We start from the raw sequence: 23459 nt of genomic DNA on the forward strand, positions 1-23459 counted from the left end.
TGCCCGCGCCACCGGTTACTTCATCAGTTCTTCGAGCGGCTTGCGCAGCGAACGGGCCTGGGGTGCGGGACCGGCGCCGAGGCGGCCCATGAAGACCGGATGCCCGTTGCCGGTGCCGATCAGCTTGTGCAGGCGCTGCTGCAATTGCCGCGCCGCGCCATGCAGTTTCTCGACGGTCGAGAACGATTCGCCGTGCTGCACGTAGGCCGAAAAGATCAGGGGCGTCATCTCGGGCTGCATGGCCAGGCCCAGGTGGGTGAGCGTGAGCCAGAAGCGCTGCACGGCGCGGCCGGCGGCGACATGATCCTCGACGGTTTCCGGCGCGTGTCTGGCCATGATGACGAAGTGCGCGGCGCAGCGCAGACCCGGCACGAGGTCCATCTGCAGGCGCGGCGCCCAGGTGCCCATCAGGCGGTTCATCATGGACAGGCGACCCCAGCTGACCATCGCCCATTTCATCAGGCGCAGGGTGGCGGCGTCGACGCCCAGGGCCTGGTCGGGCACGCGGTCGGGGCTGTGGCGCGCGTTCCAGTGGATGATGCGGCGGTGCACCTCGTAGGCTTCCGGCATCGTCAGGCGCAGCTTGGCGTTCGAAAACATCAGGCGCGCGGCGGCCATCTTGCCGCCGAAGCCTTCGATCCAGCGCACGTCGTAGCCGTCGCCGACGGCATCCTCGAGGGCGCGTTTTTCCTCGGGCAGCAGGGCGCGCGTGCTCATCGCGCGGCGCTGCACGCTGCGGGTCGTGATCGCGCCGATGAGCGGACTCGGCGTCACCGTCGGATCCTGCACGAAGCGCACGTCGAACACGGGCAGGTGATCCTGGTCGTCGGGACGCCGGGTGATCTCGGTCCGCAGGCCGTGGGCGGTGGCGGCGATCGCCATCGTTTCCAGCAAGGTGCCGTGCGACAGCTGGCTCGGGCGGCCGCGGAAGTCGTACACGGTATCCTCACGCGTGTCGTAAAAGTGCACGGCGACGTGGTCGGGGCCGAGCACTTCGAAACGCCAGACCTGGGTGTTGTCGCCGCTCGGCGCCCAGCGCGCCAGGTCGAGGATGTCGTGGATCGTCTGCGGGAGGTTCATGCCTGTACCGCTTTCCCTGCCAGCTGGCGCGTCATCTGGCGCTTGCCCACGGCGATCATCAGGCGGTGCAGCGGATTGCCGTTGCCGCCCGGGCGCCAGGTATGGGCCAGCTTGTTGCGATAGGCGTCGAACTGCACGCCGTGCGGTGCCGCCAATACCTTGCCGCGTCCGAGCAGGATCTTGAGCGCCTCGGTGGCGACGATGCCGGCGCACAACTGGCAGGCCATGAAGGTCGACGGACCGCGGCGTTCCACGAAGTTGACGGCCTCCGGCACCACGAGATAGGGACGATGCAGGCCGGCCGGCGCGAGGCCGACGACGAAGCGGATCGCCTTGTCCAGTTCCGGCAGGTCGCCCCACTGGAAATATTCTTCGAACGTCATCTGCCCCGGCATGAAGTTCAGCAGGGCGGCTCCCATGCCCAGCGGCGCGGCCGTCGTGGCCGGGATGCCGAGGCGGGCGCAGGCGGCGAACGTCTGCTGGCGGGCGTCGAACGCAAAGAAGTCGAGCGCGTCGACGTACAGGTCGACGCCGTCCAGGAATTGATCGAGATTGCCCTGGTTGACGCCGTCAGGAAAGATCTTGATGTCGATTTCGGGATTGATGTCCTTGGCCATGCGGGCCAGGACCTCGGCCTTGGGCTGGCCGACCGTCGACATCATGGCGCCGACCTGGCGGTTGAAGTTGACGATGTCGAAGGTATCGAAATCGGCGATATGAAATTTTGTCACGCCCAGGCGCGCGAGGGTCAGCAGGTGTACGCCGCCGACCCCGCCGCCGCCGGCGATGGCGACACGCTTGCCGCGCAGGGTCTGCTGTTCTGCCGGCGTCACCCAGCCGATATTGCGCGAAAACGCCTGTTCATAGCGGAACGGATTTGTCATTGATGAGGAAAAACGGTTTTATCGATAAAAGGGCCGCAGCGACGAGATCTGCAACGCACAGCCCTTTTTATGCGTGCTGTTCGTCCATGCGCAGGAGGCGATTGATGATGCCTCGTTCTTCGCGCGGCGAGAAGAAATAGGGATAAAACGAACGTTCGGACACGTTGTTATCGGCGCTGAAAGTGCCGCCGAATTTCTGGATCTGTTCCGTTACAAATTCCAGATTTACCCGCAACAGGTAGGCCGGTGCCTCGACGCGCGGGTTGATTTTCAGTTCGCCCTCCTGCTGGAAACCGAGCATGCGTTCGTAAAAACGGCGATGGCGCGGATTCACTTCGATGACGATATCCGTACATTGGTGGATGTCGCGGGCGTAGATCACGGCCAGGTGAAACAGGTTGGCCAGCGAAGTCTTCGAACGTACCGACGGGTCGAACGCCAGCTTCGTGAACTCGCACAGGCGCGCGCCATAGTTGCGGTGTGCGTCCAGCTCCTCCTTGAAGATCTGGTCTGCCATCAGGCCGATCGGCGAGTCGATACCGATCGTGAGCGTACCGACCACGTCGCCCTTGTCGGTGGCGGTGAGGGTAATGCGATTCGGGTCGTCGCTGAATTGGTGCGTCCCGGAGTAACCACGCCAGGCATACATCTTGTTGATCAGCATACTTGCCGAATTTCGCCCGTCCGCAGTATCGGTAAGCCGGATTCCATACGAATCGTGGTTCACGATGACATCCTCATATTGCGAGGGCGTCATATTATCGCGATCGCTGAAATCATGAGCGTCCGATAGGGATGCGGCAGAACTACCCTCTGGATCCTTGAAATCGTCGAAAGTCGTCATCGCAGGATTCCCCAATTGTTTAAAAACGCCCGCGTACGGCGGACGGAAGTTCCGGACCCCGGCCCTGGCGCTGCCGGGCACGGATTATTATTTAATTATTAATGTATATTAGCTTCTTACAAAGCCTTTAGCAATGCGCGCGCGTCATCCGCCTGGGCGAACGATTTATCGGTCGCCAGAAGCTTGTCGAGCTCCTTGCGCGCGCCCGCCTTGTCCCCGGATTTGCTCAGGCCCACCGCCAGGTGGTAGCGCACTTCCGACGAGTTCGGCGCCATGCCGCTGGCCTTCTGCAGCAACGGTACGCCGCGGGCCGTATTGCCCTGCTCGACCAGCAGCCAGCCCAGCGTGTCCATGATGCCGGGGTTGTTGTCCGCCAGCTTGAATGCCTGCTCGGCAGTCGCGAGGGCACGCGGATCTTTTTCTTGTTGGTAAGCGTAGGCCAGGTTGTTCAGCGCGGCGGCGTTGTTCGGGAGGCGCTTGACGATGTCTTCCAGGCGCGCGATCGCCGCCTTGTAATCCTTGGCGGCCAGGCTGTTCTCGGACACGTACATGCCGGTCAGGACGTCATCCGGGTGGTCCTTGAGCCACTGCGCCGCGCGTGCCTGCGCTTCCTTGCCTTTGCCGGCCAGCGTCATGGCTTGCAGGGATTTCACGAAGATTTGCGGTGCCTTGTCGAGCGCCAGGGCCTTGTCGTAGGCCGGCAACGCTTGCGCCGGCTTCTTCTGCGCCATCAGCACGTCGCCTTCCGTCGCATAGCCGACGGGCGACTTGGCGTTGGTCTTCTGGATCTCGCGGGCCATGGCAAGCGCCTCGTCCGCGTGGCCCATGCGCATGGACAGCTCGACCTGGGCGAGGCGGGCGGCGATCAGGTCCGGCTGCAGCTCGATGGCGCGCTTGAGGTCATCGGCGGCGGCATTATTGTTCTGCATCAGCATGTGCACACCGGCCAGGCGCAGGTGCGGCGCGGCCGATTTCGGCACCAGGTTCACCAGCTTGCTGTAGGTTTCCAGCGCGCCGGACGTGTCCTTGTTGGCGATCTGGGCCTGGCCCAGCAGTTCGACCAGTTCGGGATTGGTCGGGTTGGCGGTCTGGAACTTGCGTGCCAGGGTCAGGGCTTTCTGTGGCTGTCCCGTACGCAGGTAGTGCCGGCCGAGCGTGATCGCGGGGACCACCGAATTCGGATTCGAATTGCTGGCTTTCTCGAACCACGTCGTCGCCTCGTCGGCATGATTCTGCATCATTGCCAGTTCACCCAGGGCGCGCATCGCATCGGCGTTGTTCGGTTCCTTCTGCAGGACTTTTTCGTAGCGCTGCTTGGCGGCGTCGGGTTTCTTTTCGACGAGGTCCAGGCGTGCCAGGTTCTGCACGGCCGGAATGAAGGTCGGCTGAATGGCCACGGCCTTGTCCAGCGCGGCGCGGGCGGCGGGAATATCGCCCCTCACCATGTTGACCGCACCTTTCAGCGTCAGCACCTGGGGATTGTCGGGCTGCTGCTTCTCGAGGGCATCGATGGCGGCCAGGGCCTTGTCGTAATGCTTGAGGCTGACTTCCGTCTGGACCAGGGCCATTGTGGCGTGCGCCGACTTCGGATCGAGCTCCGTGGCCATTTCCAGTTCGGACAGGCCGCGTGCCTGGTCGCCCTGGGCCAGCTTGGACAGGCCGAGCGAGGTGCGCAGGCCGGCCGCCTTGGGCGCCAGCACGGCGGCTTTTTCCAGGTAGGCACTGGCTTTGTTGAAGTCATGTACCTGCATATAGGTTTCGCCGGCCAGCGCCAGGACCTGCGGATCGTCCGCCGCGCTCTTGAGGGCCGGTGCCAGCGTGACGGCCGCATCGGCCGGCTGGGCGCTCCTGAGCTGGACTTGTGCCAGCAGCTTGCGGGCATAGACGTCGTCCGGATTGCTTTCCAGATATTTACGCAGGTGCTGGTCGGCCTGTTGCAGGGAGCCGAGATTCAGTTCGGATGCGCCGGTCAGCAGGATGCTGGGCATGTGGTCGGGTGCGACTTTCAGTACGCGTTGCAGGGCGTCCTGGGCCGCCTGGTATTTACCTTGCGAGAATTCGTACAGCGCACGGGTATAAGTGACGAGTAGATTGCCCGGAGCATTCTTCTCAGCGGCATCGATTTCCTTCTTTGCATCCGGGAACTTGCCGCGGGTGATGTCGATGTACGCTTTTTCGATATGCGCGGTACGATGGTGCGGATTCAACGCCAGCGCCTGATCGAAGGCGGCGATCGCCTCGTCGGCCTTGCCCTGCGTGCGCAGCATGGTGCCGCGCGCCATGAAGACATCCGGATTCTTCGGATCCTTGGCCACCGCCTCATCGATATAGTGGGTGGCGGCATCCCTGTCGTGCTTGGCGACGGCATAGCGCGCCAGGCCGAGCAACGCATCGCCCGAATTGGCGTTCAGCGCCAGGGCCTGGTCGAACGCCTGTTTTGCCTCGTCGAGCTTGCCGGTTGCCAGCAGGGCTTCGCCGCGCAGCGCCAGCAGCGGCGCCGACTTGGCGGCCGCCTCTGGCGTGACGTCGTCGAGGATTTCCTTGAATTTGCCTTGCTGCGACATCGCCTTGCTCAGCAGGGGCAGCACGCGGTCGGCCGCGATACCGACCGAGCGGGCTTTACGGAATTCCTTTTCGGCCGAGGGGAAATCGCCCATGCCGAGTTCCAGGGTGCCCAGCTCGATGCGCGCTTCGCCGTTTTCCGGGCTCTTTTCGACGGCATTCTTGAGCTGAATCATTGCCGACTTCAGGTCGCCCTTCTGCTGGTACTGTTTGGCATCTGTCAGCAGCTGTTCGGTCGACTGCGTGGAGCGACCGCAGGCGGACAGCCCTGCTACTATGAAAGCGCCGGACAGGATGGCAGCAGTGAGTTTGAGCTTGTTCGGGTGACGCGGCATCTGGATTCCTCGAGATATGGATCATGTCCGCATTGGTGTGCGGATTCCTCTTCAACAATAATACCTGAAGGAATAGTAACAAAGCCGTACAAGTTGGACGTCTTGTTGCAAATCCCCCCATCAAAGTGGTAGAAGTCGCCCCCTTTTGACGCGATATCTCGTGGATATGACGCTCATCTTACTTTTCCGGGCCGCTGCCGCCCTTGCGCAGGCGGCTCAGCAGGGCTTCGACATTGTCCCCGACGGGCAAGCCATGGCGACGTAACAATTGCACGTGCAATACCAGATTCTCGAGCACGAGCTTGGCCGACACGGCCAGCAGGGTCATCAGGCGATCTTCGGTACTGAAATTTTCCATGGAGGCAGCCATCTCGCACAGGTGGCTGGCGACCAGCTGGCGCAGGTCGTCGTCGGGGAAGGGCAGGTCCGCGAAGTCGATCGGATCTTCCTGTTCGACTTCGCGCATGAGGGCGGCGAGTTGTTCCGGCTGGATCGGCATGAATGGCTCCGTGGTGGTCCCGGAACCATTCTACCGGGGGGCTCACATATTGCGACGATATTGTCCGCCGACCTCGAACAGCGCCGTCGTGATCTGGCCCAAGGAACACACGCGCACGGCGTCCATCAGGCGCGCAAACACGTTCTCGTTGTCGATGGCGGCTTGCTGCAGTGCGGCAAGGGCGGCCGGTGCCGCGTCCGCGTGGCGCTGGTGGAAGTCTTCCAAACGCGTGAGCTGCGACTGCTTTTCGTCGTCCGTGGAGCGCGCCAGTTCGATCGTCGCCGGTGCCTGGGCGCCCTTGGGATTGCGGAAGGTGTTGACGCCGACGATGGGCAGCGAGCCATCGTGCTTGCGGTGCTCGTACAGCATCGACTCTTCCTGGATCTTGCCGCGCTGATAGCCCGTCTCCATCGCGCCCAGCACGCCGCCGCGCTCGGCGATGCGCTCGAATTCCTGCAGCACGGTCTCCTCGACGAGGTCCGTCAATTCCTCGAGGATGAACGAGCCCTGGTTCGGATTCTCGTTCTTGGCCAGGCCCCATTCTCGGTTGATGATCAATTGAATGGCCAACGCGCGGCGCACGGATTCGTCGGTCGGCGTCGTGATCGCCTCGTCGTACGCATTCGTGTGCAGCGAGTTGCAATTGTCGTAGATCGCGATGAGTGCCTGCAAGGTCGTGCGGATGTCGTTGAAGTCGATCTCCTGCGCGTGCAGCGAACGGCCCGATGTCTGGATGTGGTATTTCAGTTTTTGCGAGCGGTCGTTGGCGCCGTATTTGTCGCGCATGGCGACGGCCCAGATGCGGCGCGCCACGCGGCCCAGCACCGTGTATTCCGGGTCCATCCCGTTCGAGAAGAAGAACGACAGGTTCGGCGCGAAGTCGTCGATGTGCATGCCGCGTGCGAGATAGGCTTCGACAAAGGTAAAACCGTTCGACAGCGTGAAGGCCAGCTGCGAGATCGGGTTCGCGCCCGCTTCCGCGATGTGGTAGCCCGAGATCGACACGGAATAAAAATTGCGCACCTGGTTCTGGACGAAGTATTCCTGGATGTCGCCCATCACTTTCAGCGAGAACTCCGTCGAGAAGATACAGGTGTTCTGGCCCTGGTCTTCCTTCAGGATGTCGGCTTGCACCGTGCCGCGCACGTTCGCCAGCACCCACGCACGGATCCTGGCCGCTTCGTCCGCATCCGGCTTGCGGCCGTTGTCGCGCTCGAACCTGTCCAACTGCTGGTCGATCGCGGTGTTCATGAACATCGCGAGGATGGTCGGCGCCGGGCCGTTGATCGTCATCGAGACGGACGTATTCGGACTGCACAAATCAAAACCGTCGTACAGCACTTTCATGTCGTCCAAGGTCGCGATCGACACGCCGGAGTTGCCGACCTTGCCATAGATGTCCGGCCGCAGTGCCGGGTCGGCGCCATACAGGGTGACGGAGTCGAACGCTGTCGACAGGCGCTTCGCGTCCATTCCTTGCGAGACCAGTTTGAAACGGCGGTTGGTGCGGAACGCGTCGCCTTCGCCGGCGAACATGCGGGTCGGGTCCTCGCCCTCGCGCTTGAATGGGAACACGCCCGCCGTGTACGGGAACGCGCCCGGCACGTTTTCCAGCATCAGGAAGCGCAGGATCTCGCCGTGGTCCTCGAAGCGGGGCAGGGCGACCTTGCGCACCTTGTTGCCGGACAGCGTGGTGTAGGTGAGATTCGTGCGGATTTCCTTGTCGCGGATTTTGACGACGTGCTCGTCGCCGGCATACGTCGCCTGCAGCTGCGGCCAGGACGCGAGCAGTTTTTTCGCGTCGCCTTCCATCGCGTTGTCGCGTTCCGTGATCAGGTCGTCGAGGACCACTTCGCGGTTGGCGGCGGCCAGCATGCGCTTCGTTTCCGTCAGCTGCTGGCGCTCGCGCGCGAGTTTGACTTGCTTGCCGACGTTGCGGTGGTAGCCGCGCACGGTGTCCGCGATTTCGGCCAGGTAGCGCGTGCGCGCGGGCGGCACGATCACGTTCTTGCCGCTCGAGTATTTGGCGGCGGGGCGGGGCAGCCTGGATGCTTCGGTTTTCAGGCCGAAGCCGGCCAGCGCCGGCAGCAGGCCGAGGTACAAGGCCGTCACGCCGTCGTCGTTGAAGCGCGACGCCTGCGTGCCGTAGACCGGCATCTCGTCCGGCGACTTGCTCCACGCTTCCTTGTTGCGCTGGACCTGCTTGGCCACGTCGCGCAGCGCGTCCTGGGCGCCCTTGCGGTCGAACTTGTTGATGGCGATGAAGTCGGCGAAGTCCAGCATGTCGATCTTTTCGAGCTGCGATGCGGCGCCGAATTCCGGCGTCATCACGTACATCGACACGTCGACGTGCGGCACGATGGCGGCGTCGCCCTGGCCGATGCCCGACGTCTCGACGATGACGAGATCGAAGCCCGCGACCTTGCACGCGGCGATCACGCCAGGCAGCGCCTGCGAAATCTCCGAACCCGCTTCGCGCGTGGCGAGCGAGCGCATGAACACGCGCGCCCGCAGTTCCCCATCCTTGTTCCACGGGTTGATCGCGTTCATGCGGATGCGGTCGCCCAGCAAGGCGCCGCCGGATTTGCGGCGCGACGGGTCGATCGAGATCACGGCGATGTTCAGGCGGTCGCCCTGGTCGAGGCGGATGCGGCGGATGAGCTCATCCGTCAGCGACGATTTACCGGCGCCGCCCGTTCCCGTGATGCCCAGCACGGGCACTTGCAGGCCTTCGGCCGTATCCATGATGCGCTTGCGCAGCTCGGTGCTTGCTTTACCGTTTTCCAGCGCCGTGATCAGCTGCGCGAGCGGGCGGTGGCGCTGCTCGATCGATCCCGTCTGCAACGGTTCGAGGGTGGTCGGGGCATAGGTCGACAGGTCGACGTCGCACGCTTCCAGCATAGCCCGGATCATGCCGACGAGGCCCATGCGCTGGCCGTCTTCCGGCGAAAAGATGCGCGTGACGCCATAGGCATGCAGCTCTTCGATCTCGTGCGGGACGATGACGCCCCCGCCGCCGCCGAACACCTTGATGTGGGCGCCGCCGCGCTGGCGCAGCAGGTCGATCATGTACTTGAAATATTCGACGTGGCCGCCCTGGTAGCTGGAGATGGCGATGCCCTGCACGTCCTCGGCGAGCGCCGCGGTGACGACGTCGTCGACCGAGCGGTTATGGCCCAGGTGCACGACTTCGGCGCCATTCGTCTGCAGGATGCGGCGCATGATGTTGATCGAGGCGTCGTGGCCGTCGAACAGCGAGGCGGCGGTGACGAAGCGGACTTTGTTGGACAGTTTGGCGTGTTCCGGCAGGTCGAGCTTGGCGGCGGGCGTGATGTCGTTCATGGTGTTCCCTGGAAAACGGAAGCGAACTTTTGGTTCTTTGTACGGTATATGACGTTAACGTAAACGTCAAGAATGGGATCGGGATCGTGTCGAAGCCGTAGGGTGGGCACCCGTGTTTGATGCCCCCGGCATCAAACACCCACCAAATGCCGGCGCATCGAAACGCATGGTGGGCTCGGGAGCCCACCCTACGGCAAAGGCGGGCAGCACATCGTCAGGCCGCGCGTTTCTTCACGGCGCCGGACAGCAGCTCCTGCCTGCGCACGCGATACTCGGCCACGGCCTTCTCCTTGACGTGCCCGAAGCCGCGGATCTGCTCCGGCAGCGCCGCCAGCTCGACGGCGACGGCATGGTTTGCCGCATCCAGCGACGGCAGCAGCGCTTCGATCATGTCACGGTATTCGGTGATGAGGGCGCGCTCCATCTTGCGCTCGGCCGTGTAGCCGAACACGTCGAGCGCCGTGCCGCGCAGGCCTTTCAGCTTGGCCAGCAGCTTGAACGCACGCCACATCCACGACCCGAATTCTGCTTTCACCAGGTGGCCCTTGGCGTCCTTCTTCGCGAACAGCGGCGGCGCCAGGTTGAATTTCACGCTGAACTTGCCGTCGAACTGGCTTTGCAACTGCTCGACGAAGCGGCCGTCCGTGTACAGCCGTGCGACTTCGTACTCGTCCTTGTAGGCCAGCAGCTTGGCATACGACTTCGCCACGGCCATCGAGAGCTTGCTGCCCAGCTTGAGCGTCGCCTCGCGTTCGCGCACGCGCGCGACCAGCGTTTCGTACTGCGCCGCGTAAGCCGCGTCCTGATAACCGGTCAGGAACTCGATGCGCTTCGTGACGACCGAGTCGAGGCTTTGCGGCATCTGGATCAGAACGGGCTGCGCCGGCATCGCCGTGCGTTCGACGCGCTTGAAGTCGACGGCGGCGCGGCGGCCCCACAGGAAGCTGCGCTGGTTCGACGCGACGGCCACGCCATTCAATTCGATGGCGCGCAGCAGCGACGCTTCCGACAGCGGCACGAGGCCCTTCTGCCATGCGTAGCCCAGCATGAACAGGTTGGCGGCGATCGAATCGCCCATCAGCGCCGTGGCCAGCCTGGTCGCGTCGAGGAAGTCGGCGCCGGCCTCGCCGCCGACGGCTTCCACGATCAGCGAACGGACCTGGTCGGCCGGGAATTCCCAGTCTCTCTGTTGCGCGAAGGTGCCGGTCGGCTGCTCGTGCAGGTTCACGATGACCATCGAGCGGCCCGGACGCATCTTCGAGATGGCGTCGGCCGCGCCGGCCGTCAGCATGTCGCAGCCCAGCACGAGGTCCGCCTCGCCGGTGGCGATGCGCTGGGCGCGCAGGCGTTCCGGCGTTGCGGCGATCTTCACGTGCGACGTGACGGAGCCGTTCTTCTGGCTCATGCCCGTCATGTCCAGCACGGACGCGCCCTTGCCTTCGAGGTGGGCCGCCATGCCCATCAGCGCGCCGACGGTGATGACGCCCGTGCCGCCGATACCGTTGATCAGGATGTTGTATGGCGCCGCGATCGACGGTAGCGATGGCGCCGGCAGCGCGCCCCAGCCGTCGTCGCCGTCCTTCTTGCTGGCGCCGGCCTTGTTCTTCTTGAGCGTGCCGCCTTCGACGGTGGCGAAGCTCGGGCAGAAGCCCTTCGCGCACGAATAATCCTTGTTGCACGCCGACTGGTCGATGGCGCGTTTGCGGCCGAATTCCGTTTCCTTCGGCAGGATAGCCACGCAGTTCGACTGCACGCCGCAATCGCCGCAGCCTTCGCACACGGCTTCGTTGATCACCATGCGCTTCGCCACGTCCGGGAACTCGCCCTTCTTGCGGCGGCGGCGCTTCTCGGCCGCGCAGGTCTGGTCGTAGATCAGGACCGTGACGCCGGCGATGTCGCGCAGTTCGCGCTGCACGTCGTCCATCTTGCTGCGGTCGTACAGCGTGACTTCGGCCGGCAATGCCGAGCGGTCTTCATAACGCGACAGGTCTTCGGTGACGAGTGCGATGCGTGTTACGCCCTCGGCCGCCATCTGGCGCGCGATCAGCGGCACGGACGTCGTGCCGTCGACCGGCTGGCCGCCCGTCATCGCGACCGCGTCGTTGTACAGGATTTTATAGGTGATGTTGACCTTGGCCGCGATGGCGGCGCGCACGGCCAGGTAGCCGGAGTGGAAATAGGTGCCGTCGCCCAGGTTCTGGAACACGTGCGGCACGTCGGAGAACGCGGCCTGGCCGATCCACGGCGCGCCTTCGCCGCCCATATGTGTCGTCAGCTTGTTCATCTCCGGGTAGATCGACGTGGCCATCACGTGGCAGCCGATGCCGGCCAGCGCGAACGAGCCGTCGGGGACCTTGGTCGACGTGTTGTGCGGGCAGCCGGAGCAGTAGAACGCGGGACGGAACGGCGTCGTCACGGCTTTCATGAGCACCGCATCCTTCGCTTCCAGGAAGGCCAGTCTCGCCTTGATCAGGTCGCGCGTGCGGTCATCGAGATTCAGGCGGGTGATGCGGCCGGCGATCACGCGCGCCACCTGGGCGACGGAGAAGTCGGCCTTCGGCGGCAGCAGCCATTCGCCGCGCGGCGCGACCCATTCTCCCTTTTCGTCGAACTTGCCGATCACGCGCGGGCGCACGTCGTCGCGCCAGTTGTACAGCTGTTCCTTGAGCTGGTATTCGACGACCTGGCGCTTCTCTTCGACCACCAGGATCTCGTCCAGGCCCTGGGCGAATTCGCGCACGCCTTCCGGCTCCAGCGGCCAGATCATCGTCACCTTGAACAGGCGCAGGCCGACTCTTGCAGCCATCGCTTCGTCGATGCCCAGTTCCTCCAGCGCTTCCAGCACGTCCACGTACGATTTGCCCGACGCGATGATGCCGAGCTTCGCATCCGCGCTGTCGATCGTCGTGCGATTCAGCTTGTTCTCGCGCGCATACGCGAGCGCCGCGTAGATCTTGTAGTCCTGCATCAGAGCTTCCTGATTGCGCGCCTGCTGGCCCAGCGGGATGGACGAGAGCCGTGTATTCAGGCCGCCTTCCGGCATCGCGAAGTCCTGCGGAATCTTCACCTCCACGCGGAACGGATCGGCGTCGACCGACGCGCTCGACTCCACCGTGTCGGCCAGCGCCTTGAACGCGACGGCCAGGCCGGAAAAGCGCGACATCGCCCAGCCGTGCACGCCCAGGTCCAGGTATTCCTGCACGCTCGACGGGTACAGCACGGGGATCATGCAGGCGGCGAAGATGTGGTCGGACTGGTGCGGCAGGGTCGACGAATAGGCGCCATGGTCGTCGCCGGCGATGAGGAGCACGCCGCCGTTCTTCGCCGTGCCGGCGTGGTTCATGTGCTTGAAGACGTCGCCGCAGCGGTCCACGCCCGGACCCTTCGCGTACCACATCGCGAACACGCCGTCGTATTTGGCGGGGCCGATCAGGTCCACGGTCTGCGTGCCCCAGACGGCGGTCGCCGCGAGATCCTCGTTCACACCCGGCACGAACTGGATGCGCTTCGCTTCCAGGTGGCCCTTGGCCTTCCACAGGTTCTCGTCCAGGCCGCCCAGCGGCGAACCGCGGTAGCCCGACACGAAGCCGGCCGTGTTCAGGCCCGCCTGTTCATCGCGCAGCTTCTGGATCATCGGCAGGCGCACGAGGGCCTGGATGCCGGACAGGAAGATCTTGCCGGAGGTGGCGGTGTACTTGTCGTCGAGGCTGACGTCTTTGAGGGGAACGGGAACGGCGGGCGCGGCAGGCATGGACGCGGATGCGCCCTGGCCCAGGACGGTGTCAGGCATGGAGTCTCCAAACTTTGTGTTTTCAGATGGACCCGTGCCGGTGGTGCGCCGGGTAGGCGCTGGCCGGATCGGGCCCGGATGCCGCTTTGGCGGCTGTTACAGCAAGTGTAGTGACAAGTTGACGTATACGGAAATACGGATTGGGGATAGCGCCATAAGAAAAAATGATGGCCCAGCCCGGCCGCGCCCGGATCAGCCGTCGAGGGAACGCGCGCCGACCCAGAGACCCTCGGCGCACAGCCCGTGCGCCACCTGGACGACGAGGCGGCTGACGGCGGCCGCCGCATTGGTGAGCGGGATATTGCGCGAGGTGCAGAGGACAACGGTGCGCGCGATGGCCGGATCGCGGATGGCGAGGGCGCGCATGGCGCCGCGTTCGAGCTCGGCCTGGACCGGCGCCACCGGCAGGATGGTGGCGCCCATGCCGGCGAGGATGGCCGACTTCAGGATCGCGATCGAATTGATCTCGATGACATCGTGCGTGGCCAGGCCCGCGGCCCGTGCCGTGCTTTCGATGCGTGGCCGCACGCCGTGCTGCAGGCCCGGCAGGATCAGGATCGTGTCCAGGGCGGCGCGCAAGGTCAGGCTGTCGCGGCCGGCGGCGGCGGGGGCGTCGGCGCGGCAGATGAAGCGCAGTTCTTCCTCGACGAGCGGGGTGGCGACGAAGGCGCCGAGCTGGCCGTCGTCGAACAGCACGGCCAGGTTGATGCGGCCGGCGCGCAATTGTTCAGCCAGGCTGCCGGTGATTTCCTCGGTCAGCTGCAGCGTGATTTCCGGATAACGCTGGCGGATGGCGGTCAGCAACGGCAGCGCGAGGGCGTCCGAAATACTGTGCGGCAGGCCGAGCGTGACGCTGCCCGACGGCCGCTCGGCCGATTGCACGACGGCCGCCTGCGCATCCGCGACCTGCTTGAGGATGGCCAGGGCATGTTCGTAGAACAGCTTGCCGGCGTCGGTGCTCAGCACGCCCTGGGCCGAGCGGTGCAGCAATTGCACGCCCAGCTCTTCTTCCAGCTGGCGCAGTTGCTGGGTCAGCGCGGGTTGCGCCACATGCAGGACCAGGGCCGCGCGCGACAGCGAGCCGTGGTCCACGATGGCGACGAAGTAGCGCAGCTGGCGGAGTTCCATTTTGTAAATACTTGTATCTTTATGGCTACAAAAAATAAACCAGAAGTTTATTTATGGAAACTATCTTGTCATCAAGTTGTTATACTCGAAGTCGCCTGAGGACCGTCAAAGTGCGGCGAGATTAACACACCCCAAGACCCGTTCATGCTCAAGAAAGTCGATTCTTCGCAGTTGCGCGTAGGGATGTTCATCCACGACCTCGATTGCGGCTGGATGGAACATCCGTTCGTCCGCAACCGCTTCGTCATCGCGAGCGAGGACGAGATCCACAAGATCCTGACGGCCGGTATCCGCGGCGTGACGATCGACTGCGCACGCGGGCTGGACGTGACCGATGCCCCCACGATCGCCGAAGCCGAGGCCGCGACGGAGGCCGAGGTCGCTGCGATCGCTTCCCGGCCGGTGGCGCCGCTGCGCACGACGCTGGCCGAGGAATTCGACCGTGCCATGGCGATCCGGCGCCAGGCCGCCGGCCTCGTCAAGACCGTGATGCAGGATGCGCGCCTGGGCAAGGCGGTGGAAATGGACAAGGTGTCGCCGGTGGTCGAGAACATCACGGCGTCGATCCTGCGCAATGCGTCCGCGTTGCTCGGCCTGTCCGTCATCAAGAACAAGGACGACTACACGTTCCTGCATTCGGTCAGCGTCTGCACCCTGCTGGTCGCCTTCTGCCGTTCGCGTCAGATGGATGCGGAGACCATTTACCAGGCGGGCATCGGCGGCCTGCTGCACGACACCGGCAAGGCCCTGGTCCCGGACGAGATCCTGAACAAGCCGGGACGCCTGACCGACGCGGAATTCGAGATCGTCCGCCGCCACCCGAAAGACGGCTACGACATCCTGCGCCGCTCGCCCGAGATCGGCGCCATTCCGCTCGACATCACGCTGCACCACCACGAACGCCGCGACGGCACGGGGTATCCGGACCGCCAGGGCGAACGGGACATCAGCGAGCTGGCGCAGATGGCTGCGATCGTGGACGTTTACGACGCCATCACGGCCGACCGCTGCTACCACAAGGGCATGCCGGCGGCCGAGGCCCTGCGCAAGATGTATGAGTGGAGCAAATTCCATTTCAATCCGGCGTTGACCCAGGAGTTCATGCGTTGCGTCGGCATCTACCCGGTCGGGACCCTCGTCCTGCTGGAATCGGGCCGGCTGGCCGTGGTCGTCGAGCCGCACGAAACGAGTTTGCTCACGCCCAAGGTCAACGTGTTCTACAGCACGAGGAGCCAGACCTATATCAAGCCGCAGACGGTGGATCTGGCGCGCGGCGTGGGCTTCGGCGGCGGCGACAAGATCGTGCGCCACGAATCGCCCGAGAAATGGCAGGTCGACCCGCTGCGTTTCATGCAGTTGGCCTGAGCCGTCCGGCGGCGTTCAAAAGAATTCGGCGGTGTCGTTGGAGGCGACGGTCTGCAACAGGCCGTGTGCGACGAGGTCGTCGTAGTGGCAGGCGCGGTTGCGCCCGTTGCTTTTCGCGTAATACAGCGCCTGGTCGGCGTGGCCCAGCGTGACCACCGGCGATTCGTAGGCGCTGATGCTGACGAAACCGACGCTGACCGTAACGCGTCCCACCTGCGGGAAGTCATGGCTTTCGACATTGGTACGGAAGCGTTCGATGATCTTCCAGGCATTGTCCAGCGTGGTCGAGCGCAACAGCACGACGAATTCCTCGCCGCCGAAGCGGAACACGCGGTCCTGGGCGCGGAACGACGATTGCAGCAGGTTCGCGATCAGGATCAGCACTTCGTCGCCGTACAGGTGGCCGAACTTGTCGTTCACGGCCTTGAAGTGGTCGACGTCGACGACGGCCAGCCACTGCTTTTCTTCTCCCTGGTGCTGGCGCCGCTCGGGTATGCCCGGCAGGCGCAGGTCCTGGTCGTGGGAATGCTGCAGCATGCGCGCGAGCTGGTCGTCGAAGGTCTTGCGGTTGAGCAGGCCGGTGAGGGAATCGCGCTCGCTGTAGTCGAGCAGATTCTGGAAATTCCGATACACGCCGACGATGCCGCCGATCACATAGACGGTGTCGTGCGAAAACGCCTTGTCGTCGCGGATTTCCAGGCAGGTCGTGGCCTTGTCGCCGAACCAGATCGGCAGCCACAGCACGCGCATGCCGTCGGCGGCGATGGCTTCCGCGCTGGCCTGGTGTTCGGCCAGGCAGCGTTTCAGTTCGGGGAGGGCGGCCACGGGATCGCCCAGCGCGCCGTCGGTCCCTTCTTCCAACTGTGCCGCGCCACCTTTCGCGACGCTGGCGCGTGCGCGCAGATATTGCTGTCCCGAGACGGTCGTGATGGCCAATATGCGCGTCTGCGCCGCACCAGCCAGCTCCTGCACTGCCGAGATGACGGAGATATCCAGCATCGCGTGATCGCGATGGCCGGTCATGTCCACCATGTGTTTCAGAAGCGAGTCCATGTCGTTCTCAGCAATGTAATCAACCGACCTGCAGGCTGGGCACAGCCGCCGTCGCGTTCGCAGGTATCAGGTGTTTCACAAAGAGCAAGCGAAACAGGATATAGCGTTTTTGTATTCTAAGCAATTATGCAAATGCAATTTTTTTAGCCTGAGTGAATTTTCTCAAACTCATATGGCACCGTGTTCGCTCGGAAGAAGGGCATTTCGATTCCTCGAAACAAAAAATAATTCCACGTAGCAAAGTTGTGTGTCGTCAAGTTGCCATGCGGCATCAAGTCTTATAGTGAAATTACTGGCACGGAACGCAGCAAGCCAGCTAGAAAGTGACTTGACAGCGCCCTCCGGCTAGTAGCAGTTCTTATTAACCCACCATATGGGAGTTAGTCATGAGCAACTTCATCTCCGCAGTCAAAACCTTCGCTGCCGACGAGAACGGTGTGACAGCCATCGAGTATGGCTTGATCGCTGCCTTGATCGGCGTGGCGGTGGCTGCCACGGCGAAAACGCTCGGTACCGACCTGTCAGGCGTATTCACGTCCATCTCTGGCAAGTTGACCGCCGCAACGTCGTAATGTAGCGGAGCAGCCCTCCGGGCCCCCCAGGGCCCGGAGGGCTTTTTTTTGGGGGCTGTGATGCAAATCGAACAATACCGCGATTCGCTGCTGCTGCTCATGGTGAGCATTGCCGCCGTCAACGACCTGGCGACGCGGCGTATCCCGAACCGTCTTCTGTGCGCCGGCCTGGCCGGCGCATTGACCCTGCACGGGCTGTCCGTCGATCCGGGCGCCGCGTTGTTGTCCGCGCTTGGCGGCATGCTGCTGGGCCTGGCTATCTTCCTGCCGTTTTACCTGGTGCGCGGCATGGCCGCGGGCGACGTCAAGATGATGGCCGTCGTCGGCTTCTTCACCGGTCCCGCCGATGCGTTCCAGATCGTCGTCCTCACGTGGTGCGCCGGCGGCGTGATGGCGTTGCTGCTCGTGGTGCTGCGGAGCCGGGTGCGGGCGGCTCTCGTCAACATCGGTCACGTGTTGTTCGGACTTTTCGTTCCTGGCACGAAATTATCCGACACGGCGCCCGCGCAGAGTGTCGGTTCCATGCCTTACGGACTGGCGATTGCGTTTGGCACGATCGTCGTTTTGGTCACTCATTATGGATGAGCCCGCTCTTGGCGAAGCTCAAGGGTGGCCAAAAGACCGGTCGTTAGAATGATTCTGACCTGTTTCGGAAAACATGCAAGGCAAGGGGGTTCCGATGTTTGACACGCTATCGACAGGCAGTACCGCGACGCCGCCGCGCGCCGCGCAGGCGGCGCCAGCGGGTGGTCCGGAGATCGCGCCGGTGCTGCCGCGCCAGGCGAAGACCGTGCGCGACACCGGTCTCGAACCGCGCTTCCTGACGGACCTGGTGCTCAAGGCGATCCAGACCGGCGGCAAGACGCCGTTGACGCATCTGGCCGGCAAGCTGCGGCTGTCGATCAGCGTGCTGCGCGACGTCCTCAATCCGCTGATCGCGGAACAGCAGGTGGAAGTGGCCTGGTGCGGCGAGTCCGACATCGACATGCAATACCAGCTGACGGCGCTCGGCCAGCGCGGCGCCGCCGACGCCCTGGCGCGTTGCCGCTACGTCGGCCCGGCGCCCGTCACGCTCGCGTCGTATCGCGCCGTGGTCGAACGCCAGGCGCTGCGCCACGCGGACGCCGAACGCATCACACCCGCGCAGCTGGCCGGCGCGCTCGGCGAGGACGGCCTGACGCCAGGCGCGCGCGACGTGCTGGGCGCGGCATTGTACGCGCGCCGTTCGCTGCTGCTGTACGGACCCTCCGGCGGCGGCAAGACGACGCTGGCGCGCAAGCTCGGACGGCTGTTGCCCGGTCCCATCGCCGTGCCGTATGCGCTGATGGCCGGGCGCCAGGTGATCCGCCTGCACGATCCGGCCGTACACGTGGCACCGCCTCCGACTGCGCGCCAGCAGGAAGAACGGCGCAGCTGCGATGCGCGCTGGACCGTGTGCCAGCGCCCGCTCGTCCACGTCGGCGCCGAACTGGGACGCGACATGCTCGATCTGCGCTTCGACGCGGAAGAAGGCGTGTACCACGCGCCGCCGCACCTGCAGGCGAACAACGGCATGCTGGTGCTCGACGACGTCGGCCGCCAGCGCATCGCCGCCGCCGAGCTGCTGAACCGCTTCATCGGTCCGCTGGATGCCGGGTGCGACCAGCTGTCGCTGCAGGGCGGCCAGGCCGAACTGGTGCCGTTCGACGCCGCCGTGGTGTTTGCGACCAACCTGGTTCCGGGCGGCGTGTTCGACGATGCCGCGCTGCGCCGCATCGGCTACAAGGCCGACATCGGCGCGTGGCCGCCGAATGCATACCGCGCCCTGCTGCGCCGCCAGTGCCGGCTGCGCCGCATCGATTACGACGATGCCGCGGTCGATCACCTGGTCGACCGGCTGCACCCGCAATCCGGACGCGCGCTGCTGGCCTGCTATCCGGGCGAGTTGCTCGACCGGGTCACCGATTTCGCCGGGTTTGCCGGGACCGAACCGCGCCTCACCGTCGCGGCGGTCGAGCAGGCCTGGCGCAGCATGTTCATCGCTTGTGCGACGGAGGCCTGACATGAAGAACAAGCGTGCCATCGTCGTCATGGCTGTCGCGATCCTGTTCGGATTCGCGGCCGTCGTGTTCGCGTCGCGCTGGTTGCTGAAGCAGCCGAGCAGCGGCCGCATCGTCGTGGCGGCGACCGACGTCAACCTCGGCCAGCGCCTGACTCCCGAGATGTTCAAGCTGGCCGACTGGCCGGCCGACAGCGTGCCGAAAGGCGCTTTCACGGATCCGCAGAAACTGGGTGGCCGCGTCCTCAGGACCAATCTGCTGATGGGCGAGCCGGTCAGCGAAGCCAAGCTGGCGCCGGCCGGTACGCTCGGCGGATTGTCGGCCCTGATCACGGAAGGCAAGCGCGCGATCACGGTGCGCGTGAACGACGTGATCGGCGTGGCGGGCTTCGCGCTGCCCGGCAACTACGTCGACATCATCGTCAGTACCCAGAAGGACGTGCCGGCCGGCACCGGCGCCCGCCAGCAGAACATCTCGAAGATCGTGCTGGAAAGGATCCTCGTGCTGGCCGTCGCCCAAGAAGTCAACCGCGACGAGACTAAGCCCAAGGTCGTCAATGCGGTCACGCTGGAAGTGACGCCGGAGCAGGCCGAAAAGCTCGACCTGGCGCGCAGCGTCGGCACGCTGTCGCTGGCCCTGCGCAACCAGGTCGATCCGCAGTCGGCCAGCACCGAAGGTGCGACCAAGCTGACCCTGCTGCCCGAGGCGCCGCCGCCGGCACCGCGCAAGCCCGCGCCCAGGCCGGCACCGGTGGTGCGTCCCGCGCCGGTGGTGGTCAAGGTGGCGGCCCCGGTGCGACGCGATTGCGTCAGCGTGCTCAACGGCCTGCGCGCGTCGCAGGAGTGCTTCTGAACTTCATTCAGGGTAAAGCCATGAACGGATGCTTGACGCCATCACCGATGCTTCGCTGCCTGTTCGCCGCCGGCCTGGCGCTGGCCGCCACCGGATCCGCAGGCGCGGCCGCCCGATCGAAAGCCCAGTCCGCGGAGAGCCCGGCCGGGGCCGCACCGCCGCGCGCTGAAATCGGCCCCAACTGCAAGGGCGAGGCCGCGCGGCCGGCCCAGCTGGCGCTGCAGATCGGCAAGTCCAGCCTGATGCGCCTGCCGGAGCCGGTCCAGCATCGCAGCGTCGGCAATCCGCTCGTCGTGCAGGCCCTGATGGTGGCGCCCGATACGCTGTATATCGCGGGCGTCGACGTCGGTACGACCAATATGATCATTCAGGGTAAAAGCGGCCTGTGCAGCGTGCTCGACATCACCGTCGCCATGGACCCGTCGGCCGTACAGGCCACGCTGGCCGCCGCCTTGCCGGACGAGCACGACATCAAGGTGCTGGCCGCGGCCGATGCGCTCGTGCTGACGGGCACCGTGAGCGATGCCACCGCGGCGGCGCGCGCCGTCGAACTGGCGGCCGCTTATGTCCGGCGACCGTTGCGCGGGCTGACGGTGCCCGACAAGGAAGACGCCGCCAGCCAGAGCCAGAGAGAAAACCAGAACCAGGGCGGCGCGGCGGTTGCCGCGGCGCGGGTGGTCAACATGCTGTCGGTCCGCGCGCCCCAGCAGGTCCAGCTCGAAGTCAAGATCGCCGAAGTGTCGAAAACCCTGCTCGACCGCCTGGAAGCCGGCGTCACCTGGCGCTTCGGTTCCGGCAGCTGGGGCGCCACGCTGCTGTCGAACTTCATCAGCGGCACGGCCAACGCGTCGCTCCAGGCGAGCAAGGGCACCGGCCGCAGCCTGACAGGCGCGGCCGAGAAGCAGGACGGCTTCGTGCGCGTGCTGGCCGAACCGAACGTGATGGCGATCAGCGGCCAGGAAGGCACGTTCCTCGTCGGCGGCAAGTTTTATATCCCGGTCGCGCAGGACAACAATCGGGTCACGCTGGAAGAGAAGGAGTTCGGCGTCGGCCTGCGCTTCACGCCGACGGTGCTGAGTGGCGGACGCATCAACCTGCGCGTCGCGCCCGAAGTTTCGGAATTGTCGCGCGAAGGCATCGGCGTGTCGGCCACCGGTTTTTCCGGGACCGCCATCATGCCGGTCGTGACGACGCGCCGCGCCACCACCACGGTCCAGCTGTACGACGGCCAGAGCTTCGCGATCGGCGGCCTGATCAAGAGCAATCTGGTCGCGAACCTGAAAGGGTTGCCCGTGCTGGGCGAATTGCCCGTGCTGGGCGCCCTGTTCCGCAGCACGGACTATCAACAGGACCGCACGGAACTGGTATTCGTGATCACCGCCCACCTCGTCAAGCCCTTGTCCGGCAATGCCTACACGCTCCCGACCGACAAGGTGGGCGAGCCGTCGCGTGCCGGACTGATGTTGGGTGGGCGCCTGGAAGGGCCGCCGCCGGCGACGACGGCGGCCATGTCGACCCCGGCGCCGACGGCACCGCCGGCGCAAAGCGCGGGCGGCTTCGAACTGAAATAGGAGAGAGCGATGGTCATCGGATACAAGCGCATGGCGTGCGCGGCGTTGTCAGGCATGCTGCTGTACGGATGCGGCACGACCCCGCGCTTCAATGAAAACTTCGGCACTTCCGTGCGTGCCAACGTGGCGGCGCAGGTGCTCGATCCGGCCGCCGTGGCCAACACGAATCCCGCTGCCGGCATGGAGGGCTCCACCGCCATCATCGCGCAGGGACGCTACCAGGATTCGTTCAAGGCGACGGAGCCCCCCATCAGGCCGTTGATCATCAACGGGGCGGGCGGCAAATGATGCGACGCCCGGGTTTGAACTGAACAATTTGCGCCCACTAATCCCGATGACCAGAAGCCGTTCCGAGGAGCCCGATGAAAGCCCTGCTGATCAGCCGCGACACCCAGCTTTACGCGGAGATCGCCTCACAAGGCGCGGCGCGCGTGCCGCCATTGAACGTCGCCGCCAGCCGCGCCAGCCTTCGCGATGCGCTCGATCGTCCGCTGTCCGATAGTCCGAGCCTGATCATCGTCGACATCAGCGACGCCGATGCCGCCGACGGTGACCTGCTGGAGCGCCTGACCCGCCACTACTCGGCTGCGCATTTCATGCTGTTGACCGACAATCATCATCCCGATCTCCTGATCCGCGCCATGCGCGCCGGCGTGCGCGAAGTCCTGCAACTGCCGCTGGTGCACCGCGCGCTGCACGAGGCGATCGACCGCATCGCGGCCAGTGCCGGCGTGGCCGCGATGCGCGACGGGAAGATACTCGCGTTCATCGCCTGCAAGGGCGGCAGCGGCGCGACCTTCATCTCCACCAATTTCGGCTACGCGCTGGCCACGCTGGCGGACAAGAAGGTGCTGTTGATCGATCTGCATCGCCAGTTCGGCGACGCCACGCTATACGTGTCGGACCAGAAGCCGGCCATGACGCTGTCGGACGTGTGCCAGCAGATCGCCCGCATCGACGGACCGTTCCTGGAATCGTGCCTCGTGCACGTGGCGCCCGGATTCGGCGTGCTGGCGGCGGCCGACGATCCGGGCCAGACCACCGAGGCCAAGCCCGAACACATCGACACGATCCTGCGCGTCGCGCGCCAGCACTACGATTACATCCTGCTCGACGTCGGGCGCCAGATCGACGCGGTGTCGCTGCGCGCGCTCGACAGCACCGATGCGATTTATCCGGTCCTGCAGCTGGCGCTGCCGGACATCCGCGACGCGCGCCGCCTGCTCGACATCTTCCGCTCGCTCGGTTATGTCACCGACCACATCCGCCTGATCGTCAACCGCTACGAAAAGGGCGGCAAGCTGCGTCTTTCGGATTTGCACGCGGCGCTGGGCGCGGAAGTGCTGCACACCGTCCCCAACGATTACATCGCCGTCACCGATTCCGTCAACCAGGGCATTCCGGTGCTGCAGCTCGCGCGCGGCAGCGCCGCCGCGCGCAGCCTGGCCGACCTGGTCGAAATGGTGACCGCGCGCCGCATTCCCGAGGCCAAGGGCCTGTTCGACCGCCTGTTCGGGCGCAACGAAGACGATTGATTTTTTCG

General features: G+C 64.7%; 17 protein-coding genes. 8 read left to right on the forward strand and 9 right to left on the reverse strand.

Going from position 1 to position 23459, the window contains the following annotated elements; genetic code table 11:
* Window positions 1-15: 15 nt before the first annotated feature.
* The 8 genes from U9J41_RS10330 to U9J41_RS10365 all read right to left on the reverse strand — a co-directional run bounded on the left by U9J41_RS10330 (window position 16) and on the right by U9J41_RS10365 (window position 14464).
* Window positions 16-1080 carry a nitroreductase family protein gene (locus tag U9J41_RS10330; RefSeq protein WP_322402107.1) on the reverse strand — a complete coding sequence of 355 codons (1065 nt, stop codon included), beginning with the start codon at window positions 1078-1080 and terminating at the stop codon, window positions 16-18.
* On the reverse strand, window positions 1077-1964 hold the full coding sequence (locus U9J41_RS10335; protein ID WP_322402108.1) for a ThiF family adenylyltransferase: 888 nt from the start codon (window positions 1962-1964) through the stop codon (window positions 1077-1079). The genes U9J41_RS10330 and U9J41_RS10335 overlap by 4 nt, the downstream gene beginning before the upstream one ends.
* Window positions 1965-2031: 67 nt before the next feature.
* Complete coding sequence (locus U9J41_RS10340; protein ID WP_229412768.1) at window positions 2032-2808, reverse strand: N-acyl amino acid synthase FeeM domain-containing protein; 777 nt, start codon at window positions 2806-2808, stop codon at window positions 2032-2034.
* A gap of 116 nt (window positions 2809-2924) precedes the next feature.
* The gene (gene prsT, locus U9J41_RS10345; RefSeq protein ID WP_322402109.1) at window positions 2925-5705 is read right to left on the reverse strand and encodes an XrtA/PEP-CTERM system TPR-repeat protein PrsT; all 2781 of its coding nucleotides are present in this window, start codon (window positions 5703-5705) and stop codon (window positions 2925-2927) included.
* Between the two features lie 178 nt (window positions 5706-5883).
* Entirely contained in the window at window positions 5884-6204 is a 321-nt protein-coding gene (locus U9J41_RS10350) for a hypothetical protein (RefSeq protein ID WP_322402110.1), read from the reverse strand.
* A gap of 42 nt (window positions 6205-6246) precedes the next feature.
* Window positions 6247-9546 carry a fused isobutyryl-CoA mutase/GTPase IcmF gene (gene icmF / locus U9J41_RS10355; RefSeq protein ID WP_322402111.1) on the reverse strand — a complete coding sequence of 1100 codons (3300 nt, stop codon included), beginning with the start codon at window positions 9544-9546 and terminating at the stop codon, window positions 6247-6249.
* Window positions 9547-9760: 214 nt separating this feature from the next.
* Window positions 9761-13336, reverse strand: coding sequence for an indolepyruvate ferredoxin oxidoreductase family protein (locus U9J41_RS10360; protein WP_425260266.1), 3576 nt, complete (start codon window positions 13334-13336; stop codon window positions 9761-9763).
* A 192-nt stretch (window positions 13337-13528) separates the two neighbouring features.
* A complete protein-coding gene (locus U9J41_RS10365) occupies window positions 13529-14464 on the reverse strand; it encodes a LysR substrate-binding domain-containing protein (protein ID WP_322402112.1) in 936 nt (311 codons plus the stop codon).
* Between the two features lie 144 nt (window positions 14465-14608).
* On the opposite strand from U9J41_RS10365, the gene U9J41_RS10370 reads away from it, so the two are divergent.
* Window positions 14609-15829 carry an HD-GYP domain-containing protein gene (locus U9J41_RS10370; protein WP_322402113.1) on the forward strand — a complete coding sequence of 407 codons (1221 nt, stop codon included), beginning with the start codon at window positions 14609-14611 and terminating at the stop codon, window positions 15827-15829.
* A gap of 15 nt (window positions 15830-15844) precedes the next feature.
* Here the strand turns inward: U9J41_RS10370 and U9J41_RS10375 are convergent, their stop codons facing one another.
* Window positions 15845-16882 (reverse strand): GGDEF domain-containing protein, encoded by a 1038-nt coding sequence (locus U9J41_RS10375; RefSeq protein ID WP_322402114.1) that lies wholly within the window; start codon window positions 16880-16882, stop codon window positions 15845-15847.
* 386 nt (window positions 16883-17268) lie between these two features.
* On the opposite strand from U9J41_RS10375, the gene U9J41_RS10380 reads away from it, so the two are divergent.
* The 7 genes from U9J41_RS10380 to U9J41_RS10410 all read left to right on the forward strand — a co-directional run bounded on the left by U9J41_RS10380 (window position 17269) and on the right by U9J41_RS10410 (window position 23451).
* Complete coding sequence (locus U9J41_RS10380; protein WP_322402115.1) at window positions 17269-17454, forward strand: Flp family type IVb pilin; 186 nt, start codon at window positions 17269-17271, stop codon at window positions 17452-17454.
* Window positions 17455-17514: 60 nt separating this feature from the next.
* Window positions 17515-18039 (forward strand): A24 family peptidase, encoded by a 525-nt coding sequence (locus U9J41_RS10385; RefSeq protein WP_322402116.1) that lies wholly within the window; start codon window positions 17515-17517, stop codon window positions 18037-18039.
* Window positions 18040-18133: 94 nt separating this feature from the next.
* Window positions 18134-19495, forward strand: coding sequence for a P-loop NTPase family protein (locus U9J41_RS10390; RefSeq protein WP_322402117.1), 1362 nt, complete (start codon window positions 18134-18136; stop codon window positions 19493-19495).
* Between the two features lies 1 nt (window position 19496).
* The gene (cpaB, locus tag U9J41_RS10395) at window positions 19497-20345 is read left to right on the forward strand and encodes a Flp pilus assembly protein CpaB (RefSeq protein ID WP_322402118.1); all 849 of its coding nucleotides are present in this window, start codon (window positions 19497-19499) and stop codon (window positions 20343-20345) included.
* A 20-nt stretch (window positions 20346-20365) separates the two neighbouring features.
* Entirely contained in the window at window positions 20366-21916 is a 1551-nt protein-coding gene (locus tag U9J41_RS10400) for a type II and III secretion system protein family protein (RefSeq protein ID WP_322402119.1), read from the forward strand.
* A gap of 9 nt (window positions 21917-21925) precedes the next feature.
* Window positions 21926-22204, forward strand: a complete 279-nt coding sequence (locus U9J41_RS10405; RefSeq protein WP_322402120.1) for a hypothetical protein — start codon at window positions 21926-21928, stop codon at window positions 22202-22204.
* A gap of 74 nt (window positions 22205-22278) precedes the next feature.
* Complete coding sequence (locus U9J41_RS10410; protein WP_322402121.1) at window positions 22279-23451, forward strand: CpaE/TadZ family protein; 1173 nt, start codon at window positions 22279-22281, stop codon at window positions 23449-23451.
* Window positions 23452-23459 lie beyond the last annotated feature (8 nt).

Source organism: Massilia luteola (assembly GCF_034420155.1).
GTDB classification, from domain to species: Bacteria; Pseudomonadota; Gammaproteobacteria; order Burkholderiales; family Burkholderiaceae_D; genus Telluria; species Telluria luteola.

Coding starts and splice junctions, on each gene's coding strand:
- U9J41_RS10330 (WP_322402107.1), bottom strand. CDS start 1,080: ATGAACCTCCCGCAGACGATCCACGACATCCTCGACCTGGCGCGCTGG.
- U9J41_RS10335 (WP_322402108.1), bottom strand. CDS start 1,964: ATGACAAATCCGTTCCGCTATGAACAGGCGTTTTCGCGCAATATCGGC.
- U9J41_RS10340 (WP_229412768.1), bottom strand. CDS start 2,808: ATGACGACTTTCGACGATTTCAAGGATCCAGAGGGTAGTTCTGCCGCA.
- prsT (WP_322402109.1), bottom strand. CDS start 5,705: ATGCCGCGTCACCCGAACAAGCTCAAACTCACTGCTGCCATCCTGTCC.
- U9J41_RS10350 (WP_322402110.1), bottom strand. CDS start 6,204: ATGCCGATCCAGCCGGAACAACTCGCCGCCCTCATGCGCGAAGTCGAA.
- icmF (WP_322402111.1), bottom strand. CDS start 9,546: ATGAACGACATCACGCCCGCCGCCAAGCTCGACCTGCCGGAACACGCC.
- U9J41_RS10360 (WP_425260266.1), bottom strand. CDS start 13,336: ATGCCTGACACCGTCCTGGGCCAGGGCGCATCCGCGTCCATGCCTGCC.
- U9J41_RS10365 (WP_322402112.1), bottom strand. CDS start 14,464: ATGGAACTCCGCCAGCTGCGCTACTTCGTCGCCATCGTGGACCACGGC.
- U9J41_RS10370 (WP_322402113.1), top strand. CDS start 14,609: ATGCTCAAGAAAGTCGATTCTTCGCAGTTGCGCGTAGGGATGTTCATC.
- U9J41_RS10375 (WP_322402114.1), bottom strand. CDS start 16,882: ATGGACTCGCTTCTGAAACACATGGTGGACATGACCGGCCATCGCGAT.
- U9J41_RS10380 (WP_322402115.1), top strand. CDS start 17,269: ATGAGCAACTTCATCTCCGCAGTCAAAACCTTCGCTGCCGACGAGAAC.
- U9J41_RS10385 (WP_322402116.1), top strand. CDS start 17,515: ATGCAAATCGAACAATACCGCGATTCGCTGCTGCTGCTCATGGTGAGC.
- U9J41_RS10390 (WP_322402117.1), top strand. CDS start 18,134: ATGTTTGACACGCTATCGACAGGCAGTACCGCGACGCCGCCGCGCGCC.
- cpaB (WP_322402118.1), top strand. CDS start 19,497: ATGAAGAACAAGCGTGCCATCGTCGTCATGGCTGTCGCGATCCTGTTC.
- U9J41_RS10400 (WP_322402119.1), top strand. CDS start 20,366: ATGAACGGATGCTTGACGCCATCACCGATGCTTCGCTGCCTGTTCGCC.
- U9J41_RS10405 (WP_322402120.1), top strand. CDS start 21,926: ATGGTCATCGGATACAAGCGCATGGCGTGCGCGGCGTTGTCAGGCATG.
- U9J41_RS10410 (WP_322402121.1), top strand. CDS start 22,279: ATGAAAGCCCTGCTGATCAGCCGCGACACCCAGCTTTACGCGGAGATC.